The sequence below is a fragment of the Gilliamella sp. B14384G10 genome, assembly GCF_016101685.1.
In the GTDB taxonomy this organism is placed as follows: domain Bacteria; phylum Pseudomonadota; class Gammaproteobacteria; order Enterobacterales; family Orbaceae; genus Gilliamella; species Gilliamella apis_A.
In genome coordinates this window covers 17616-39001 of sequence record NZ_JACFQA010000006.1, presented here as the reverse complement: position 1 = coordinate 39001, position 21386 = coordinate 17616, and the positions used below count along the sequence as shown (strand labels likewise).

General features: G+C 34.9%; 25 protein-coding genes. 13 read left to right on the top strand and 12 right to left on the bottom strand.

The genetic code is table 11. The annotated features are described in order from the left end of the window. Positions 1-121: 121 nt before the first annotated feature. Positions 122-424, top strand: a complete 303-nt coding sequence (gene fliE, locus H3T54_RS10815; protein ID WP_034900954.1) for a flagellar hook-basal body complex protein FliE — start codon at positions 122-124, stop codon at positions 422-424. 338 nt (positions 425-762) lie between these two features. Here fliE and fliT read toward each other — a convergent pair whose 3' ends face one another. The 3 genes from fliT to fliD are packed head-to-tail and all read right to left on the bottom strand — an operon-like array spanning position 763 to position 2948. Continuing rightward, a complete protein-coding gene (fliT, locus tag H3T54_RS10810) occupies positions 763-1110 on the bottom strand; it encodes a flagellar protein FliT (RefSeq protein ID WP_198222492.1) in 348 nt (115 codons plus the stop codon). Between the two features lie 17 nt (positions 1111-1127). Continuing rightward, positions 1128-1505, bottom strand: a complete 378-nt coding sequence (gene fliS, locus H3T54_RS10805; RefSeq protein ID WP_086360376.1) for a flagellar export chaperone FliS — start codon at positions 1503-1505, stop codon at positions 1128-1130. A gap of 9 nt (positions 1506-1514) precedes the next feature. After that, entirely contained in the window at positions 1515-2948 is a 1434-nt protein-coding gene (fliD, locus tag H3T54_RS10800) for a flagellar filament capping protein FliD (RefSeq protein ID WP_198222490.1), read from the bottom strand. Positions 2949-3505: 557 nt separating this feature from the next. Between fliD and H3T54_RS10795 the strand changes: the two genes are divergently transcribed. From H3T54_RS10795 to flgL, 8 genes are all read left to right on the top strand, one after another. Continuing rightward, positions 3506-4318, top strand: coding sequence for a flagellin (locus H3T54_RS10795; RefSeq protein WP_034900970.1), 813 nt, complete (start codon positions 3506-3508; stop codon positions 4316-4318). 186 nt (positions 4319-4504) lie between these two features. Next, positions 4505-5221, top strand: coding sequence for an RNA polymerase sigma factor FliA (locus tag H3T54_RS10790; RefSeq protein WP_086358410.1), 717 nt, complete (start codon positions 4505-4507; stop codon positions 5219-5221). Between the two features lie 191 nt (positions 5222-5412). Continuing rightward, on the top strand, positions 5413-5733 hold the full coding sequence (flhD, locus tag H3T54_RS10785) for a flagellar transcriptional regulator FlhD (RefSeq protein WP_034901072.1): 321 nt from the start codon (positions 5413-5415) through the stop codon (positions 5731-5733). Positions 5734-5746: 13 nt separating this feature from the next. Further along, positions 5747-6352: a flagellar transcriptional regulator FlhC gene (flhC, locus tag H3T54_RS10780; RefSeq protein WP_198201501.1), complete on the top strand. Its 606-nt coding sequence runs from the start codon at positions 5747-5749 to the stop codon at positions 6350-6352. A 58-nt stretch (positions 6353-6410) separates the two neighbouring features. Then, a complete protein-coding gene (gene motA / locus H3T54_RS10775) occupies positions 6411-7298 on the top strand; it encodes a flagellar motor stator protein MotA (RefSeq protein WP_034900975.1) in 888 nt (295 codons plus the stop codon). Further along, complete coding sequence (gene motB / locus H3T54_RS10770; RefSeq protein ID WP_110448823.1) at positions 7298-8185, top strand: flagellar motor protein MotB; 888 nt, start codon at positions 7298-7300, stop codon at positions 8183-8185. Before motA ends, motB begins: the two co-directional genes overlap by 1 nt. A 163-nt stretch (positions 8186-8348) precedes the next feature. Beyond that, positions 8349-9992 carry a flagellar hook-associated protein FlgK gene (gene flgK, locus H3T54_RS10765; protein ID WP_198222488.1) on the top strand — a complete coding sequence of 548 codons (1644 nt, stop codon included), beginning with the start codon at positions 8349-8351 and terminating at the stop codon, positions 9990-9992. A 15-nt stretch (positions 9993-10007) separates the two neighbouring features. Beyond that, complete coding sequence (gene flgL, locus H3T54_RS10760; RefSeq protein ID WP_086358406.1) at positions 10008-10946, top strand: flagellar hook-associated protein FlgL; 939 nt, start codon at positions 10008-10010, stop codon at positions 10944-10946. Between the two features lie 292 nt (positions 10947-11238). On the opposite strand, the gene flgJ is transcribed toward flgL, so the two are convergent. Genes flgJ through flgB form a run of 9 tightly spaced genes read right to left on the bottom strand, consistent with a single transcriptional unit; the run spans position 11239 to position 18450 of the window. After that, a complete protein-coding gene (gene flgJ / locus H3T54_RS10755) occupies positions 11239-12264 on the bottom strand; it encodes a flagellar assembly peptidoglycan hydrolase FlgJ (protein WP_198222486.1) in 1026 nt (341 codons plus the stop codon). A 15-nt stretch (positions 12265-12279) separates the two neighbouring features. Next, the gene (locus tag H3T54_RS10750) at positions 12280-13386 is read right to left on the bottom strand and encodes a flagellar basal body P-ring protein FlgI (protein ID WP_198222484.1); all 1107 of its coding nucleotides are present in this window, start codon (positions 13384-13386) and stop codon (positions 12280-12282) included. Between the two features lie 11 nt (positions 13387-13397). Then, on the bottom strand, positions 13398-14075 hold the full coding sequence (locus H3T54_RS10745; RefSeq protein ID WP_110448819.1) for a flagellar basal body L-ring protein FlgH: 678 nt from the start codon (positions 14073-14075) through the stop codon (positions 13398-13400). A gap of 22 nt (positions 14076-14097) precedes the next feature. Next, positions 14098-14880, bottom strand: coding sequence for a flagellar basal-body rod protein FlgG (flgG, locus tag H3T54_RS10740; protein WP_110448818.1), 783 nt, complete (start codon positions 14878-14880; stop codon positions 14098-14100). Between the two features lie 18 nt (positions 14881-14898). Next, positions 14899-15654, bottom strand: coding sequence for a flagellar basal body rod protein FlgF (locus H3T54_RS10735; RefSeq protein WP_065613572.1), 756 nt, complete (start codon positions 15652-15654; stop codon positions 14899-14901). Between the two features lie 14 nt (positions 15655-15668). Further along, complete coding sequence (flgE, locus tag H3T54_RS10730; RefSeq protein ID WP_198222482.1) at positions 15669-16880, bottom strand: flagellar hook protein FlgE; 1212 nt, start codon at positions 16878-16880, stop codon at positions 15669-15671. A 16-nt stretch (positions 16881-16896) separates the two neighbouring features. Further along, entirely contained in the window at positions 16897-17616 is a 720-nt protein-coding gene (gene flgD, locus H3T54_RS10725) for a flagellar hook assembly protein FlgD (RefSeq protein WP_065579055.1), read from the bottom strand. Positions 17617-17629: 13 nt separating this feature from the next. After that, the gene (flgC, locus tag H3T54_RS10720) at positions 17630-18037 is read right to left on the bottom strand and encodes a flagellar basal body rod protein FlgC (RefSeq protein ID WP_086353945.1); all 408 of its coding nucleotides are present in this window, start codon (positions 18035-18037) and stop codon (positions 17630-17632) included. A gap of 2 nt (positions 18038-18039) precedes the next feature. Beyond that, positions 18040-18450 carry a flagellar basal body rod protein FlgB gene (flgB, locus tag H3T54_RS10715; protein ID WP_198201507.1) on the bottom strand — a complete coding sequence of 137 codons (411 nt, stop codon included), beginning with the start codon at positions 18448-18450 and terminating at the stop codon, positions 18040-18042. 156 nt (positions 18451-18606) lie between these two features. Here flgB and flgA point away from each other — a divergent pair, with 156 nt between their 5' ends. The 4 genes from flgA to flhB all read left to right on the top strand — a co-directional run bounded on the left by flgA (position 18607) and on the right by flhB (position 21379). Further along, the gene (gene flgA, locus H3T54_RS10710) at positions 18607-19269 is read left to right on the top strand and encodes a flagellar basal body P-ring formation chaperone FlgA (RefSeq protein ID WP_198222480.1); all 663 of its coding nucleotides are present in this window, start codon (positions 18607-18609) and stop codon (positions 19267-19269) included. A gap of 78 nt (positions 19270-19347) precedes the next feature. Continuing rightward, positions 19348-19647, top strand: coding sequence for a flagellar biosynthesis anti-sigma factor FlgM (gene flgM, locus H3T54_RS10705; protein ID WP_065579058.1), 300 nt, complete (start codon positions 19348-19350; stop codon positions 19645-19647). Positions 19648-19667: 20 nt separating this feature from the next. Beyond that, positions 19668-20105: a flagella synthesis protein FlgN gene (locus H3T54_RS10700; RefSeq protein WP_198223319.1), complete on the top strand. Its 438-nt coding sequence runs from the start codon at positions 19668-19670 to the stop codon at positions 20103-20105. Between the two features lie 143 nt (positions 20106-20248). Then, positions 20249-21379 carry a flagellar biosynthesis protein FlhB gene (gene flhB / locus H3T54_RS10695; RefSeq protein ID WP_198201509.1) on the top strand — a complete coding sequence of 377 codons (1131 nt, stop codon included), beginning with the start codon at positions 20249-20251 and terminating at the stop codon, positions 21377-21379. Positions 21380-21386: the final 7 nt, after the last annotated feature.

Here is a 21386-nt window from a genome sequence, read left to right as displayed (position 1 = left end):
TTTAAAAAAATCAATAGCTAAAAAAGCATATGCTTTACCCTTTAGTTATCGCTTTTAGATTGTTATCTTTATGATAATTTACGTTATAACTTGATTAAGACGAATAACCGTGACCTTTATTATGAATAGTATTGATGCCTTTAATAGCACAACATTAACCCAACTTGATTTTTCACATAAGCAATCTATTAATCATAGTGAACAAAATTTTATGGCTGAATTAAAAATGGCATTAGATAAAATCAGTCAAACACAAATAGACGCTAGCCAGCAAGCCAAAGCATTTGAGATGGGTGAAGCCAATATCGCATTAAATGAGGTGATGGTTAGCATGCAAAAGTCTTCAGTTTCTTTACAATTTGGTATTCAAGTTCGCAATAAATTAGTCGCAGCATATCAAGAAATTATGAATATGAATGTTTAAACCTTTATCGGATGGTTACTTATCGACTAGATGATAATATTTTGGTTTAAAAAATAGTATTAATTAATCACCAATTTTTATCCTAAATTGGCTTAACCTCACTACTATTGTTATTACAACGACTATCGAGATACTCGCTATAAGATTATTTTTGAAGTTAAAAATGCTTTAGTTATTGCAAAATGAGTTAGTTACCAGTACAAGCAAAGTGTTTACATTAACGATGTAAAATTAATCAAAAAAGTTTGCGGAGTGAGGTTTTTGGCAGATAAAGATAGCTAAAAAACCCCGTTCCTCAATTATTTTTATTCTATTTTTTTGACTACTCTGTGAATAATCTAAATTAAATTGGCGATTGTTTGGTAGCTATCTATTTTGGCTTGATAATCAACCTGCTCACCAATTAATTGGCTTAATTCATTATGTCGCAGATGGATTAATTGCTTTAATTGCTCATGATAACTAAGAATATTATTGATATACATTTGAATAATATTTTGTTGTGATAATGGTATATTATCAATAGTAGTTAACCCATTTTTGAGTTGAATATCACGTGCTAACTGCTGATATTTAGTTTGCCAACTAATTAATAATTCCCAATTTTCTTGTTGTGCATTAATTAGCATTTGCTCAACAACATAATTAAGTTGCTCGTATTGTTCTAGTACTAGACTCGTATTCAATGTTGCTACATCCATAACTATGCTATCTCTCGCCAAGCTTGGGCAATATTATTAAGCAGATCAAAACAAGTTTGCAGTATTTGCGTATCATTATGTAGATTAGCGAAAACCAGTTGCTGACTGATGTATTGATATAACTGATCTAAATTTTCAGCAATTTCACCGCCTTGCTCTAAATCAAGGCAACTTTTAAGCCCATTATCAATGATATTAATAGCTTTAGAAATGGCTTTTCCTTTACCAGCAATATTACCCTTTTGTATATATAACTCAGCTAAGCGAATAGCATTTAATGCGCCATCAAATAACAAAACAATAAGCTGATGAGGTGAAGCCTGACTAACGCTGGTTTCTAAATTGACTTGTTTATAAGCTTGAGATCCCATTTTATACATTGTTATGCCTTATTTTTTCAAATTCGCCATCATTTCAAATTGGGTGGTAAGATAATTACTCATACCATTTAATTCATTGATTAAGATATCTAGTTTTGTGAATTGTACCCGATAACGCTCGATAGTTTGGTCAATAGAGTTATTAACTTGGTCATAGCGTTTATCTAATGATTTTAAGGTAGAATTTAAACCGTTAGTTGCCGTATCAATCATGCCGTCGCTATCAATAAAGCTACTTACTTTGGCAAAGACTTCGTTGGCAATGCCAGTTGTTTCACCATCACCGGTAAATAAAATGGCGACTGCTTCACTGTTTTCTTTAAGGGCTTTTTCTAATTCGTTTTCTTTAATTACCAGCTTGCCATTACTATCCATATTGATACCAATTTGTGCTAATACCGATAATTCTCCTGTTTGACCTTTAGAAAATATAGAGCGAATACTTTGATCAATATTACGTAGTGTTGAATCACCAATCAGTGGGCCATTACTATTATTTAATTCATCTGAATTGGCATCACCAGCGGTAAATTGCGTTAAACTTGATATGGTTGATTGTAATTGATTAAAGGCATCAACCCACTCTTTAAGGGCTTCTTGAGCTTTGTCATTGTCAGCGCTGATGGTTAAATTTTGCGCTGTTGTAGTGACTGCTTTTAATGTGATATCGACACCAGGAATAACCTCTTTAACGGTATTTGATGAGCTATTAATCGTTATACCATTAAAGCTAAATTTAGCATCTTGCGCTTTAGCTACTTCACTCATAGCTGATGAATCAGCTTGATTAGCATTAAAACCAATTAGTGAATTAAGTTTATCATCATCGGATGAAATAGAGGTAATGGCTTGTTGTTCACCGGTTTCTTTTGATGTGATAACCAGTTGATAGCTATCAGTTCCAGAACGGACAATAGTGGCATTTACCGTTGTGTCACTGGTTGAACCATCTTCATTAATCACCTTAGCTTGATTGATTGCATTGGCAATTGATTCGAGCGATGTATCATCTTTGCCTAACGTGATGTTTAATTTTTGGCCATTAGCTTGTTCTATTGTGAGGGTACGGGTTTCATTATCATTACCTAACGTTGATGTTTTATCATTTATAGCATTCGTGGCAACACTATGTGCAGTGGCAAGTTGTTCGACGCTAACTGCATAATTACCTAATTGGGCCTTGCTATTTACATTAGTGGTAAAATAGTTGTCATTACCAGATGCAAAACGCGCTTGAAACAGCTCTTTTTTTTGCAGTTTTGCTGTTGCGCTGTTGAATGTTGATAATGCACTTTTTAATTTACCAAAACCGCTTATTTTATTATTAACTGCTTTTTGTTGGGCTTTTATCGGTGTAAGACGATTTTTCTCAACGGCTTCTAATTGATCTAATACTTCATTTAAATCAATACCAGAACCAATTCCTAATATACTCATTGCCATGATTGATTATCCTAATATAAATTCTTTCATCCCTTGTTTTATCGACCAATACCGTAAAAAGTTTAGCTGTTTTTAGTTTTTTATCTTTACTAATAAATAAGTCGGTTTTGGCAATGAGAATATTGATAATCAGTTTTATCTATTAAAAAATGAGTTAGTTATCTCAATCAATAGTGTTGTTAGCTGTCCTTTATGTTGCCTAACATTAAAATTGTGTAGTGAAACTTCCAATATCATTACTATTGATTGATTAGAAAATATATTGCTATGAATTAAACGGGGACAAACTTAAGTTTTGTTGCCACAAATTAAGGCTATCAACCAGTCGATTCAGCGATACATAACTTCAATTACTACACATATAAACATCTATGATGCCCTTTAATCATGTTCATCAAACGACTTAGTTATTCAGCTTTATTTAATACCAACAAATAAAAATTCAAAAAAATATTAAAGTTTCTTTTTTTAATACCGATAACTAAACCATCAGCATATATATTGAATTATTTTTCAATATCTCGTTGATCTAACTAATCATATTAAAGGAGATAAAAATGGCACAAGTAATTAATACTAATACTATGTCTTTAATGGCAAGAAACAACCTTAATCATTCTCAAAGCGTGCTTGGAACTGCAATTGAGCGTCTATCATCTGGTATGCGTATCAACAGTGCTAAAGACGATGCCGCTGGTCAAGCAATCGCTAACCGTTTTTCTTCTAGTATTCGTGGTTTAACTCAAGCTGCACGTAATGCCAATGACGGTATTTCAATTGCACAAACTACAGAAGGTGCGTTAAACGAAATCAATAATAACGTACAACGTATTCGTGAATTAACTGTTCAAGCAGCAAACGGTACTAACTCTGAAAGCGATCTTGTATCAATCCAAAATGAAATCGATCAACGTTTACAAGAGATCGACCGTGTATCAGCACAAACTGACTTCAATGGTACTAAAGTATTATCAGAAGACAAAACCCTTAACATTCAAGTTGGTGCAAATGATGGTGAAATCATTGCTATCAATTTAAAACAAATTGACAGCGACAAATTAGGTTTAGCTAGTTTTAATGTATCAGATGCGCCAACCGCAGATCCATTAAAAACAATTGATGCGGCATTATCAAAAATTGATGAATTACGTGGTGAGCTTGGTGCGGTACAAAATCGTTTTGAGTCAACTGTAACTAACATCAACAATACTGTAAATAACTTAAGTTCAGCACGTAGCCGTATTGAAGATGCAGATTATGCTGAAGAAGTATCAAATATGACTCGTGGTCAAATCTTACAACAAGCAGGTACTTCAGTATTAGCACAAGCTAACCAAGTACCACAATCAGTATTGTCTTTATTACAATAAAACAATACAAGTACATAACTAGAATTTCGGTCACTCTAATTTTGTACGATAACAATAGTGGTATTTTTTAATACCACTATTGTTAATAATGTTAATTACCTATTTTTTAATATCTTATTCTTGCCATTAATTCAATCAATTATCGTCATAATAATCATTAGCATTTTTTTACATTGGTTCAGAAAAATGAGTGATAGCCTGTATAACTCTCAAGGTGTAGTGAATCAAATCGATTGGCAACAATATCTATATTTAGTTCGTAATGAAGCGTTGAAATTAGCTGTTCGATTGCCAACAACGATTGAACTTGATGACTTACTGCAAGTTGGTTATATAGGTTTATTAGAGTCTATAAAACGCTATGATGCATCTCAAGGTTATACTTTTACTACCTTTGCTACTCCGAGAATAAAAGGGGCTATGCTAGATGAATTGCGTAGTCGAGATTGGTTACCACGGCAAACACGGAAAAAAATTAAAGATGTCACTAATGCTATTAATGAATTAGAACAAAAATTAGGCATACCTCCCAATGATCAGCAGATTGCTGCTCATCTGCAATTATCTCTGACTGAATATCACAAAGTATTATTAGATTCAAATTATAGCCAAATCTGTTCTTATGATGAGATTCACAAAAAACTCGGCGATAATTTGGATGCGTTAATTGAGCCTGACGCCGATAACAATCCTTTCGCTTCCATTATTAATGATGAAATTCGCAATATTATTGTTCAACAAATTGGTAACTTACCAGAAAAAGAAAAAATGGTTTTAGCTCTCTATTATCAAGAAGAATTAAATTTAAAAGAGATTGGAAAAGTGTTGGATATTAGCGAATCTCGAGTAAGTCAATTACATAGCCAAGCAATTAAACGAATACAAAGTAAAATTGTTTTATAAAAAAAAGAATTAAAACAGTAAAACATGGAAAAATAAATCGAAAATAAATTGAAATGATTTTTTTATTGACCTTTCGAGTTTAAAAATGTAACTTTAAGTTTAAAAAAGTAGTGTTAGTTGTATTTTATTAATTTTGCGTTTTTTTATGCGAGCGCAAGCAGATATGGATTGTGGTGGTTAAATTGGGAAATATACAAGATGACGATATTTTGAAATGTATTCATCATTTAAATCTTTCAACGCTTTTATTAAGTCAAAAGATGCTTGAAAAAGATAAAGTGATGGCGATGTATCGATTAGGAATTGATGAAAAAACAGCTGATATCTTGAGTAATTTAAGTGCTTCTCAAATGTTGGTTCTATCTGAAACCAATCAATTAACATTTCAATTTAGATTTAAAAATTCGGCAATGATGGAAAAATTAACTGAGGAATCTCGCGTTAGTGATATAAAGCAGATGCATACAGGGATCCTTCTATCAAGCTTACTTTTAGATTCAATTAATAAGTAGGTAGATGATAAAGATGAGTAGCACAAGTATTATTCAAAAGTATAAAGAAGTTCAATTAGCTATTCGATTAATTTCACTCGGCGCTAGAATCCAAATGTTAGAAAGTGAAACCAATTTAAGCCGTGGTAAATTAATTAAATTATATAAAGAAATTCAAGGATGTCCTCCTCCTAAAGGTTTACTTCCCTTTTCAACTACGTGGTTTATGACTTGGGAGCCCAATATTCACTCAAGTATGTTTTATAATGCTTACCATTTTTTAGTTAAAAATGGCATTAAACCTGGTGTTCAGGCCATTTTAAAAGCCTATCAACTCTATTTAGAACAGTGTTCCTTTCCTCAAGATGAAGAGCCTATTTTAGGATTAACCCGAGCATGGATTTTAGTTAAATTTGTTGAAAGTAATGTTATGCAGCAGTCAAGTTGCAAGGAGTGCAAAGGGCGATTTATTACCCATGCTTATCAACCGCATAATAGCTTTGTGTGCAGTTTATGCCAGCCACCATCAAGAGCAGAAAAAAATAATAAAACACATAAAGAGAGTCATGCCAAATGTTTACAAGTTTTATCAATACCAAATGCATTTAATTTAGTCACAGCAAATCAGGTAACAATTTAAGTAAACATTAAGCTGTAAAACAGAGTTAGTTATATTTTATGGAGATAAAGGAAAGCCAATGCTAATAATTATAGGATATATTGTGGTTATCGCTTCAGCCTTAGTCGGCTATGTGCTAAGTGGCGGGTATTTGGCGGTACTTTTTCAGCCATTAGAGTTTCTCATTATTGGTGGGACAGCTATTGGTGCTTTCATTGTCAGTAATGAAAAGAAAGTTATCAAAGCGACACTTAAATCGCTAGGTAATTTATTTAAAACCTCAAAATATAATAAAACACTTTATTTAACATTAATTAATTTAATGTACACCATATTAACTAAAGTGCGTCAAAGTGGTGGCTTATCGATTGAAGAAGATATCGATAATCCCAAGGAGAGTGAGTTATTTAAAAAATACCCACTTATTTTAGCCAATCCGCAAGTTTGTGATTTTATCACTGATTATTTACGTTTGATGATCAGTGGCAATATGGAAGTATATGAAATCGAAGCACTAATGAATGAGGAAATAGAAACCTATACTCATGAACTTGAAAAACCAGCTGATGCTATTGCTAGCGTCGGTGATGGTTTACCCGCTTTTGGTATTGTGGCAGCAGTTATGGGGGTTATTAACACCTTAGCACAAGCTGACCGACCAGCTAGCGAATTGGGTGAGCTTATTGCCCATGCTATGGTTGGTACCTTTTTAGGTATTTTACTTGCTTATGGTTTTGTGTCGCCTTTAGCAGCCTTATTAAGGCAAAAAAATGCCGATACAGTAAAAATTTTAGAATGTACTAAAGTGATTCTTATTGCCAGTATGCATGATTATGCTCCGCAAATTTGTATTGAGTTTGGTCGCAAAACAATTTTTTCCCACGAACGGCCATCTTTCTTTGAATTAGAAAAATATATTCAAGAAGTGAAAGATAAAAACGCTAACCCAACAGAAAATAATGAATAATGAAAAAGAAGTCAGTAAGAATAATTATTTCTAAAAAGAAATCCGGTCATGGCGGTGGCCATCATGGTGGATCATGGAAGATTGCTTATGCTGACTTTATGACGGCGATGATGGCGCTATTTCTCGTCATGTGGTTAATTGCTAAGTCCAGTCCACAAGAGTTACAAGGCATTGCTGAATACTTTAGAACACCATTGATATTAGGTCAAAATGGTGGCAAAAATATCAGTGATAGTGAAAGTCCGATACCGGGTGGTGGCGATGATGTATCTAAAAATGTAGGTGAAGATAAAAATACCATATTGAATGTCGAGTCTGATTTGAATCAAGATGAAAAAAAGCAATTAATTGATACAGCGAATAAAATATATGAAGTATTTGAACTTGATCCTCGATTGCAGAAATTAGCCGCTAATCTTATTGTTGAACTAACTGAAATGGGGCTAAGAATTCAGATTTTAGCCACCGATGATAAACCGATGTTTGATGTTGGTAGTGCGGTTATTCATCCTAATATGCAAGAAATTTTGTATGCTTTAGCACCAATCATAAATTCGTTACCTAATAAAATGACGTTATCTGGTCATACTGATGAGCGTCAGTATATAACCGGCGATCGTGGTTATAGTAACTGGGAGTTATCCGCAGATAGAGCAAACTCATCAAGAAGAGAGTTGATAGCTGGTGGATTAGATTCCAATAAAATCATTCGTATTATTGGTTTAGCCGATACGGTGGGATTAAATAACCCAAATTACAGCAAAGATGCCAATCGTCGTATTAGTATTTTAATTTTGAACAAATCAGCACAGCAGTATATTGAAGATGAAAATACCATGACTGGCATCGATTTTTTAAAACAGGCCAAACAAATTAAATCAGAATAATATCAACATAAATACTCAGATTAAGCTGGTTAAAAAATTAAAATCAAAAAAAATCCATTTTTATCTAAAAATAACTAAAGTTTTTAAATTGTAGGCCGATATAAATAATAACACTTTAGTTTAATAATTTTATTATTAACTGAGATTATATTTAGGAGCCTTTATGTCAAATTCATTGATGAATACCGGTATTAGTGGATTAAATACAGCACAAAATATGCTTAATGTGATTAGCAATAATATTAGTAATGCACATACAGTTGGTTATAATCGCCAGCAGCAAATTTTGCGTCAAGCAAACGGCACTAAGTATAATTTTGGCTTTGTAGGTAATGGTGTTGCGGTATCATCAGTTAACCGCGCATATAACAGTTTTGTGGTTGGTCAATTACGCCAATCACAATCGCAAAATGGTTCGATAAAAGCCTATTACAATGAATTATCAAAAGTCGATAATTTACTAGCTGAAAACGAAAACAGTATTTCCTCACAATTAAATAATCTGTTTGCTAGCTTAAATAAGCTCTCTTCCAATGCGGGTGATGCAGCAACGAAACAGACAGTGATTAGTGATCTTACCTCTTTAGTCAGCCAGTTCAATAAAACGGAATTGAATTTAAAAAATCAGATTGCCAATATCAATACTGAACTGACAAATAACATAGATAAAGTTAATACTTATACCCAACAAATTGCCGATCTCAATCAAAAAATTGCCAAATTACAGGCTGTCAGTGGTGGTCATGAACCTAATTCTTTACTAGATGAACGAGATCAATTGGTAACTGAATTAAGCGAACTGATTGGTATAACTGTTAGCGAGCAAAATGGCCAATATAATATTTCGCTTAGCAATGGTTTAAGCTTAGTACAAGGCGCATCGACAAATCAGTTAGCGGTGCAGCCTTCGGCCTCTGATCCTGCCTTAAATACGATTATTTACACCCATAATTCTGGTGCGACACAAGAACTGACAAGTCAAAATATCGCATCAGGCCGATTAAATGGATTATTAGCTTTTCGTGATGGACCACTCCTTGAAGCTCGCAATCAATTAGGGTTGCTGGCGTTAAATTTAGCTGAGCGCTTTAATGAAGTTCATACGTCTGGCGTTGATATTAATGGCGATCCTGGCGAAAAACTATTTGATTATCATAAACCGACTAGTATTGCTAATAGCCAAAATCAAGGTAATGCTACCGTTAAAATGGATTATAACTCAGTAACTGAAGTCAAAGCTTCTGATTATAAAATAGAGTTCAATGGCAACGATTGGGTAGTAACCAGATTATCTGATAATCAACAAATTACCCCACAAGTTACCGATGGTAAGTTAGTTTTTGACGGCTTATCGATTGAAATTACTGGCAATGCTGTTGCTGGTGATAGCTTTTTACTTAAACCTGTTGCCGATGTAGCCTCATCATTACAGTTACTGGTTAAAGATGTAAATAAACTCGCTACCGGTATTAACGATGATGAAAATGGTAGTGGTGATAATCGAAATGTGGCAAAACTACTTGATATACAAAATGAAAAACTAGTTAATGGTACTAAAACCTTAAATAGTGCGTATACATCATTAGTTAGTTATATAGGTAGTGAGACGCAGACAGCTAAAATTTCAGCGCAATCGAGTCAAAATATCACTCAAGAAATTTATGAGCAGAATCAATCTATCTCTGGTGTGAATATCGAAGAAGAATATATTTCTATGCAAGTTTATATGCAATATTACCAAGCAAATGCCAAAGTTATTGATGCGGCAACGACAATATTTGATACCATTTTAGGTTTGGCCAAATAATAAAAGGATTTAAACATGCGACTTAGTACTCATTCAATGTATCAAAAAAATCTAAATAGTATTTTAAATACCAATACCAAGTGGCAAAAGTCAGGATTACATTTGGCAACTGGCAAGAAAATATTATCACCTTCAGATGATCCAATGGGTGCTTCACAAACATTAATTTTAAAGCAAGCTCAATCAAGAAATAACCAATTTCAAGCAGCACGAGATAGTGTTGATAAATCATTAAGTCGGCAAGATACAGTATTAAAAGAAGCGAATACTGTGATTCAATCAATCCAAGAAACTTTAGTTTATGCCGGTAATGAGACGTTAAATGATGAAAACAGACAAGATTTAGCTAATAAGCTACAAGGATTAAAAGATCAGTTAATTTCGTTAGCCAATGCTAAAGATACCAATGGTAATTATCTGTTTGCTGGTAATAAAAATGATACCCCTCCTTTTGTGGTTGATGAAAGCGGTAAAGTGAATTATGTCGGTGGTTCAACCACGATTAATGTTTTCATCGATGATACCCGTGAAGTATCGCTAAGTTTTACTGGCCAACAGATTTTTATGACAGGCGCCAATACAGAAGTAGAAAGTGATGTCTTTGCGAGTATCGATTATGCCATAGCGGCATTGCAAATTGGTTTAGATGATAATGATCCTGAAGCTATTGAACAGTTTCGATTAGGTTTATCTAAAGCCAGTCAAGGTGTTGATAACTCATTTGAAAACATCTCGACTGTTAGAGCTGCAGGCGGAAATGTATTGGCTGAAGTCGAAAGATTAACCGCACTGGGTAAAACCTTAGATATTGATTTTGAAACGCAAATTAGTCAAATTGAAGATGTTGATTGGTATGAAGCGATTTCAGATTATGTGATGCTACAAGCAAATTTACAAGCAGCACAATATACATTTATGAACATGCAAAACATGTCATTATTTCAAATGAAATAATCTATTATTAATTTTTACACATCCTAAACATGACTATTCATCTAACAAACAGGGGGTTACAACCTCCTGATTATCAAATTTCTTACTATTATCATTTTATTATCATACTGTTTTTTATATTGCTATGCTGATGACCAGCTATTTGCCAAAGGGTGAGAAACGTGATTATAGGTGATCTCGATATGTTCAACTAACGCATTATTAGTTATTTATTGACTATAGCGCAGAGTTTGGTCTACTTTTTGGCTGTGATAATAATGTAATTTATTTAACAGCTATATTTATTTAAGCACTATTTAAAGGCAATTTGTCTAAATCCAGATATTGATTTTTGCGGTGTATTTTTGGCAATTTTCTCGATTCGACCAATAATTTGGATCAGTTTCTCGCTATAGTTAGGATCAGTTGCATAGTGTGCGTCTTGTAGTGCTTTGGCTGCTGTTCTAGCATCGGGAGCATTAACAACTGCACGATAACGTGGGCTTTTGGTTAATAAATTAAGGTAATCAGTTAATGCATGTTGTTTACTGTTGTACACCCTAAATTCATCTTTAATTTTAACCATATTGTTATTTAGGAATTCTTGAGTCGTTAACCGAGTTGAATCACCTTGCCATGATGAGGTTGCTTTTATACCGAAATAGTTATAGCTCGGCTTATTATCAGCCGTTTTTATCTGTTTTTTACCCCAACCAGTTTCTAAAGCTGCTTGAGCAATAATGACTTCATAAGGAATGCCAGATATTTTCGATGCCTGCTTTGCTGGTTCAAACCATTCGACGACAAATTGGCTAATATGGTCTTTATCAACTTCGTTGAGCGATGTTGGCAAGCTTGATTTATTAACATTTGCTTTGGTTAAATTGTTGGCTTTATGCTGTTGATAAAGCATTTGTCCTAATGCTGCTGGCGATAAATTGGATGAGTTATCACTAAATAAAGATTGTGCCAATCGCATATTGGTTTGATTATTATTCGCTTGAGCTTGTGAATGAATATTAAGCGTAGAATGAGGCTGATTAGTTAATTGTTTAACAATAACATTAGATAACCCTAAACCTTTGCCTGCCGCTTGTTGAGCAATTTGTTGATCAAACATAGAGGTAAATAATTGCATTGCTGATTGATTAAATAAACCGCCATTGGGTACCGCTTTGCGCATAGATTGCATCATCATATTTACAAATAGTGTCTCAAACTGATCAGCAACTTGTTTTATGCTGTCAGTTGATCCACTAACGGCATTACGTTTTAATTGATTAATGCTAGAAAAATCATAAGCAAAACGATTCATGGACTGATTTATTAGGTTTTTCATTTCAATAGTTCTGCTTTAAATAGTTTCCAATGCGGCATGCAAACAACCTGCGGTTTTTAATGCTTCTAGTATCGACATTAATTCTGTAGGATTGGCACCTAATAAGTTAAGTGAATGAATAACTCGATTTAGATCGACACCAGACGCTAAATTCTGCAGTGCACCACCATCTTGTTCGACAGTGACCTCATCATCTGGAACTACTGTTGTGTTGCCACCGGCGAGTGGTGTATTGGGTTGGCTAACTTTCAATTTGTTATTTACCACCACGGATAAATTACCATGCGCAACGGCACAATTGTCTAATTGTACTTTTTGATTCATGACCACGACACCAGTACGTGTATTAATCACCACTTTAGCGGAAATAGGGCTAGCACTAATTTGGAGATTTTGAATTTTAGATAATAATTTAACTCTTGCTTGACTGTCTTGTGGCATAGTCAATTTTACGGTCATGCCATCTAAAGCAATGGCGATATTTTTTTGCACTTTGTTAATAGCATCAGCAATTTTTGTAGCCACAGTAAAATCAAAATAGTTAAGATGTAAATGAATAGTGCTGTTTTCATCTAAGCGTGTAACTAATTCTCTTTCGATGGTTGCACCGCTAGGAATGGTGGCACCAGCCATTTGGTTAACCGTTACACTACTGCTTCTACTGCTTGCCCCCATACCACCAACAAAAAGATTACCTTGTGCAATCGCATAAACTTGGTTATCGGCGCCTTTTAATGGTGTCATAATCAATGTACCACCACGCAGGCTTTTGGCGTTGCCTAATGACGAAACAACCACATCAATTTGTTGGCCAACACGCGCATAAGACGGTAATTTAGCCGTGACCATTACCGCTGCCACATTTTTTAACTGCATGTTGCTTCCTGATGGCACGGTAATACCTAATTGTGAGAGCATATTGGTGATACTTTGTATCGTAAATGGTGTCTGTGAAGTTTGGTCACCGGTACCGTCAAGCCCTACCACGATACCATAGCCGACTAAGGCATTTTCGCGAACGCTTTGTATTGTCACCAAATCTCTTATTCGCTCGGCATAACTAGAAGGGACAACCACTATTAGCAAAACAAAACAGATAAAAGTACGTAATTTATTTAGCATAATGATACTCATTAAAATGGCGAAAGATTAAAAAACAGGCGCTGTAACCAACCCATTGTTTGTGCTTCATCGATGTAGCCATTACCTACATATTCAATACGAGCATCAGCGACCTGAGTTGATATAACGGTATTACTACCACTTATTGTCCGAGGGTTAACAACACCTGAAAATCGAATAAATTCTGTGCCCTGATTTATTGCAATTTGTTTTTCACCAATCACTTTTAAATTACCATTAATCATGACATCTTGAACGGTGACGGTAATGGTACCGCTAAAGGTATTTTTAGCATTGGCACCACCAGAACCCTTAAAATCATTGCTACCTGAGATATCGGTATCCACTTTACCACGACCAACTAGCCCATCTAAAAAGTGCGGTACGGTTTTTACCCCTAAATTGACCCCACCATTACGGCCGGCATTAATGGATGAACTTTTACTTGCGCTAACGTTTTCTTGTAAAACAATAGTTAATACATCACCAATATTGCGTGGTCGACGATCTTCAAACATCGGTTGATAACCAAAACTACTTGGTTGTGAGGCTTGATAAATGGAACCACTGCTGTTCACAATTTCTGGCATTTTTGGAACAATACTGGTATCGCCTTCAACTAATGCTTTTTTAGGTAATTGACTACAACCAACTAACGACAAAGTTATTAAAATATAAAGATATCTCATTACCGCTATCATTTTGTTAGATTTATAATTGATTTAAACGTTGCAACATTTGGTCAGATGCCGATATTGCTTTACTATTAATTTCGTAAGCACGTTGTACTTGAATCATATTAACCAGCTCTTCGGCCACATTTACATTTGACGTTTCAATATAACCTTGGTATAGCAATCCAGCACCATTGAGCCCCGGTGTATTTTCAGTTGGTGCACCAGAACTTTCGGTTTCTAGATATAGATTTTCACCAACGCTTTCTAATCCGGTGTCATTGATAAAAGTGTGTAATGTTAATTGACCAACTTGTACTTGAGTTGATTGATTAGCTAAGGTGACATTGACGATGCCATCACGTGCTACGGTCATTTTTATAGCATTGGATGGAATGTTAATTGTTGGTTGAATTTCATAACCGGCAGCTGTTACTAACTGACCATTTTGATTAACTTGAAAAGCGCCACTGCGGGTATAGGCTTGCGTTCCATCAGGCATAAGAACTTGGAAAAATCCTTGTCCATTAATGGCAATATCACTACTGTTATCGGTTAATTCTAAATTACCTTGGCTATGAATTCGTTCGGTTGCAACTGGTCTTACACCGGTACCAATTTGTAATCCTGAAGGTAATGTTGTTTGTTCTGAAGATTGCGCTCCTGGTTGGCGAACTGTTTGGTATAACAGATCTTCAAAAACGGCGCGTTGGCGTTTAAAACCCCCTGTACTAACGTTGGCTAAATTATTGGAAATAATATCCATATTCATTTGTTGCGCAGTTAAACCGGTTTTTGCAATCCATAATGATTTAATCATTGCTGTTTCCTATTTTAGTTAAGTTAACGATAATATTTGGTTGGCTTTTTGGGCATTTTCGTCGGCAGTGGTAATTTGTTTCATCTGCATTTCAAATTGACGAGAATGGCTAATTAGATTCACCATTGCCGTTACCGGATTAACATTACTGCCTTCGAGTACTCCGGACATCAATTTTGCATTAGGGTTATCTTGTAACACGGCACCACGATTATTTATGGTTGCCTCAGTGGCATGGAAAAATCCATCATCACCACGTACCAATTCATTGCGTTCAAGGTGAACTTTTTTTATTTTTCCTACTTGGGCAATGGTGGTGCGTTTATCGCCAGCACCTAAAGCTGATAAAGTCCCATCAGTACTGACACTAACTTGTGAACGCTGAGGTACTGTTAATACGCCATTATCACCAAGTAACGGAAAGCCTTGAATGTTAAGTGTGCCGTTTTCATCGATTTGAATCGCACCATTACGGGTATATCCTTCACTGCCATCAGCTAACTGTACTGCTAGCCAATCGTCTTGGGATAAAGCAACATCTAAATTGCGTCCAGTGTAATTAAAGGCACCGATTGTTGAATCATAGGTTGGCGTAGTTGCCGTTACCATAGTTCTTGTCGGCATACTACTACCGACAATGGGAACGGCTTTCATTGCTGTTAATTGCGCCCGAAAGCCAACTGTCGATACATTAGCTAAATTATGACTAGTTATGGACTGTTGATTTAATGTTTGGCTTGCGCCAGACATAGCAGTATAAATAACGCGATCCATAAATACTCCTTAAATTATCTTAAATTAACCAATGTATTAAGAATTTGATCCTGAGTTTTGATGGTTTGTGAATTAGATTGATAATTACGTTGGGCAACAATCATATTGACTAACTCTTGGCTCATATCGACATTGGATGATTCAACTGCACCACTGGTTAGTAAACCAAAAGTACCAGTATTAGCTGAGCCTAATACTTCACCACCTGATTTAAGAGTCGCCCGCCAGTTATTGTTACCGGCTGATTCTAGGCCATTAACATTGGCAAAATCAGCCATGGCAATTTGACCTAACAACATCGTTTGTTGGTTAGAATAGACGCCATAAATTGAGCCATCATCACTGATACTATAGCCAACCAGATCACCAGCAGCATAACCATCAACGACAGGGGTTTTAATGCTACCGACTTCTTTACCCATATTTTGTTGAGTACTGTTTGCTAATGACAGCGTGAAGCTATTGTCGGCTGAACCATTAAGCCCATTAATATTAATCGTCATTTCTGGATCACTAATTAATTTGCCTGATGAATCAAACTCCATTTGCCCTAATGCTTGTAGGCTTGCGTTAGGATCACTACTATCAAGATAATGAACATCCCATTGATTATCAGCCGTTTTAACATAAAAAAGCTGAACATTACGTTGATTACCTAAAGAATCATAAGTGGTGATCGTGGTTGAATAATTAAAGGTATCAGCATCGGTGGCATTAATTGGTTGTTTTTCAGGTACTTTGCTATTTGAATTTAAATTTGTTTGCAAAGAGGCTTTATTGGTTGCTGATGCATTTAACATCTCTTGTGAAATCTTTAATGGGCCTGGTGCTGAACCTTGTTGGATCTGTGGTGGTGTGCCTGAGGCAAGATAACCGGTTAATTGAAAACCATCGGCTGAGATAATATTGCGATCAGCGTCTAATTGAAACTGGCCATTACGGGTATAATAGATTTGACCACTACTATCAACTAAGCGGAAAAAGCCATTACCAGAGATAGCAACATCTAGACTATTATTGGTTGACGTTGTGGTGCCATCATTAAAATTTTGCATAACCGCAGCCACTTTGACGCCCATTCCTACTTTTGAACCAGCATAAATATCGGCAAATGAAATGCTAGCACTTTTAAAGCCAACTGTTGCAGAATTGGCAATATTATTACCAATAACATCTAATTGTTTTGATGCGGCATTCATACCACTAATTGCTTGAGAAAATCCCATATTAACTTATTCCCCTTTAAAGAATTTGACGTACTTCGTCAATACTAATTGAACCAAGTATCCCTAAATCAAGTAATACTTTATTATTAACTTTGCTATTAATTACGCCGTATACAACCGAGTAAGATAGTGGTGTGGACGATACTTTTTGCCCGTCATAAGTGGCATTAACCGAAAACGTATAACTACCATCTGGCGCCAGTGTTCCATCATTCAGTTCCCCATCCCAAGTAAAAGAGCTAACTCCAGCAGGAATCGAACCTAAATCGACCTCACGTACAACATTGCCATTTTCATCTTTGATGGTAATGACCACTGACTCAGCATCACGCATAAGTTCAAAGCCAAATGGTGTGGTAATAGTTTCTTTTTCACTTTCCGAACCTTCCACTTCTGATGTAGCGACTAAAATTTTATTACCTGGAACCATGACACCTTTACCAATCATGTTGCTGGCATTGACTGATAAGCTATCGTCAATTTGGCCTGAAACCATACCTAATGTGGTATTCAGTCGTTCGATACCCGCTAACGTATTGATTTGAGCTAATTGCGAGGTTAACTGACTGTTATCCATTGGATTGGTAGGATCTTGATTTTTCATTTGGGCAATAAGTAATGTTAAGAAATTATCTTGTAGTTCCTGACTAGAGTTACCATCAGACGTACCTTTCTTTAGCGCTTGTGGACTGGCCATATTAGTTGATTCTGAAACTGCTACATTTGAGATACCCATCAATTACGCCCTTTTATTGTCCTAGAGTCAGTGTTTTTAGCATTAAACTTTTTGCGGTGTTAATCACTTCTACATTTGCTTGGTAGCTACGAGATGCAGAAATGGTATTAACCATCTCTGCTACTACATCAACGTTAGGTTTTTGAATGTAGCCTTGTTCGTCAGCCAAAGGATGATTAGGTTCATAAACTAAATTCATTGGCGCAGGATCTTCAATAACTTGTGCTACTTTTACTCCTGCAACACTATTGGAATAACCATTGTCATCGACTTGAAAGATAACTTGTTTGGCTCGATAAGCTTGACCAGAAGTACTGGTAACACTATCCGCATTAGCTAAATTACTGGCACTGACATTCATTCGTTGTGTTTGTGCCATTAAGGCTGAACCAGAAACCGAAAAAATAGAGAAGCTCATGATGATTATCCTTGCTGTAATACCGAAATGACATTTTTAAACTGTTCACCTAAAAAGGTTAAATTACTTTGATAGTGGATACTGTTATCCATAAAAGCAGTTCGTTCTTGCTCCATCTCAACAGTGTTGCCATCAGCAGATGATTGATAAGGAATACGATAAAGAAGATTATAATTAGTGAAATCAGCGCTAGTTATTTGAATATGTTTTGCAGAAGTAATATTTAGTTTTATATTATTGTGGGTCGATTGATTATTGATGGCTCTGTTTAATTCAGTATTAAAATCAATGTCCCTCGCTTGGTAATTAGGCGTATCACTATTAGCAATATTGGTTGCAAGTATATTTTGACGTTTTTCACGAACATTGAGTGCTTGTTGGTGAAAATTAACGAAAGTATCTAATTTATTTAGCATAAAATCATCTCATCCTGATAGATAAAAAGAATTTTAAGCAAATCAAAAAAAAATCATCGTATAAATAACGATAAAAATTGCCCTTATTTCAACATTCGATAGGTGAGCTTATAAAGTACAATTTAGTTATCAATAATTATATGAACCCCGACAAATATGCCTCAGATTATTAGATTGTTGTTTCTTTTTTGTATGTTAGGTAGTTCAAAAATAGTTTGTGCCACTGCACTTGAAAAACAAATTAGTGATCTGATCCATCAACAATTTATTGATGTGAATGTTGATAAAGTTGTCATTAATTATCCAACTGCAAAACCGCAATTAAGTTGTGACTCACCAACATTGGCAATATTGAATAAAAATAAACAATGGGGCAATTTAACGATTACCGCCAGATGCGAAAATATCACTAAATATATCCAGATATACGTGGCTGTGAGTGGCCACTATGTTATTGCTAAACAAGCCATTAGTGCAGGAACATTAATTACTGAACAACTGGTAAAAATGCAGTCTGGTCAGCTAGATAAATTACCAACAACAGTAATTTTAAATCAATCTGAAGTTATCAATCATCTTGCTTTACGTAATATTAATGATGGTGAAGTAATAAAAAATTCAATGCTGCAGAAAAACTGGCATGTTAAGGTCGGTCAAACTGTAAAGGTCATTATTAATGGCGAAGGTTACTCAATTGCAACGCATGGCAAGACATTAAGTAATGGGGCATTGGGAGAATCGATTAATATTAAACTTAATACGGGTAATGTTGTTGAAGGGGTTGTTAGTGAAAAAGCTATCACTATTATCAATAAATAAAATTAATGATTTTTTGATTTTTGCCGATAATTAGACTAAACCAACCCTATAAACCTTGACTTGAATTAAAGGAATTTTATGAGTATAGATGCAACAAAATTGGTTACAGCAGTATCGGGATTGCTAAATCGTGATTTAATAAATGGACAAAATAAAGAAACTAAAGCATCTGTGCAAACGTCAAATAGCTTAAATTTGAATAGCAATGTCAAATTGAGCCAAAACACTATCGCATTATTACATTCGACAGAAAATGATATTGATATTAGTAAAATTGAGAAAATAAAACAGGCCATTACTAATGGTAACTTAGTCATCAATCCAAATAAAATTGCAGACGAAATTATTAAGCAAACTCTTGAAGAGATTGAAAGCTAATTAATTTTTGAAGGAATATCATGATGTTAGAGTTAGATAACATTTTTCATAATGTAACAGTCATGTTGCAATCACTTTCAGATATTCTAGAGTCTGAACAGCAAATCCTAATTGGGACTAATACAATTAGCCAATTAAATGACGTTATAAATCAAAAAAGCCAATTACTTATCGAGTTAAAGTTACTTGATGAAAAACGGTTAAAAGTAAGTGCACGCTATAATATCCAATCACCTTATAGTGAAAACCCTGAGCTAGCGTTGAAATGGCAAGCCATCACGAATACCACTCAGCGATTAGCTCAAATCAATAGGGATAACGGTATACTTATTCAAAATCGTATGAATATGACACAACAATCGATTGATTATTTGAAAAGTATTAATAACCCCGCGGTTTACACTTATCACGGTTATCAACAGCCTGAAACGATTTCATCTAAACGTGCTAAAGTTTAATCATTTTAATGCTATTTAAAGCTAAACGAGCTAAATAACCAGTAATTTGGGGTCTTATTAAGCCAATAACTTTAATCAGTTGCGTTCATACTGTGCTATCAAAGTAAAGTGTAATTAGACAGTAAAATTGGTTTAACTGATATATGGCTGATGATAGTGATCTAGATAAAAGTGAACAACCCACCGATAGTAAATTAAAAAAGGCTAAGGAAAAGGGGCAAATTCCTCGATCTCGTGAGTTAACATCGCTAATGATATTGTTAGTTGGCATTATGTTATTTTGGATAATGGGAACACATTTTGTCAGCAAATTAAAAACAATTATTCAGCACGCCATGTTAGTTGCCCACCGAACCGATGATGATAAACAGATTATTTTCAATTTAATTAATTTATTAACCGCTGGATTTTGGGCAATTTTACCTATTTTTGTGGGATTAGTTATTGTCGCTATCATTGCTCCGCTTAGTGTTGGTGGTTTGCTGTTTAGTCTACAATCGATTAAACCTAATTTAGGTAAATTGAATCCTATTAGTGGATTTAAACGGTTATTTAGTCTGCGAATTTTTTCAGAACTGTTTAAAAGTATTCTTAAAGTGGTTTTAATCGCTTTTGCTGCAGCTCTATTTTTGATACATCAATTTCCTAATATGTTAGCACTACCCAGTATGTATTTAAATAATGCGTTATCTCAGGTAATGCAATTGCTGATTTATGCTAGTTTATTGATTGTATTAGCCTTAATACCAATGGTAGGTTTTGATATTTTTTACCAAATATGGAGCAATTTGAAAAAGTTAAAAATGTCAAAGCAAGAAGTGAAAGATGAGTTTAAAGAGCAAGAAGGTAATCCGCAAATTAAAGGGCGTATTCGACAAATGCAGCAGGCAATAGCAAGGCGTAGGATGATGAAAGATGTCCCTAAAGCTAATGTTATTGTTACTAACCCAACCCATTATGCGGTTGCTCTGCAATATGATGAAAAAACCATGAGCGCTCCCAAGATATTGGCTAAAGGTACCGATAATATAGCGAGCAGAATCAAACAAATTGCTCAAGAGCATCAGATCCCACAATTAGAAGCGCCACCTTTGGCTCGAGCATTATATCGCCATGGTGAGATAGGTAAATCAATACCAGCAGAGCTCTATGCTGCGGTAGCACAAATTCTCGCTTGGGTTTATCAATTAAAAAGATGGCATAGATATGGTGGTGAAAAACCACTCAAACCAACCAATTTATCAATCCCAGAATCTTTATCTGTGAATAAATAAAGGTAAT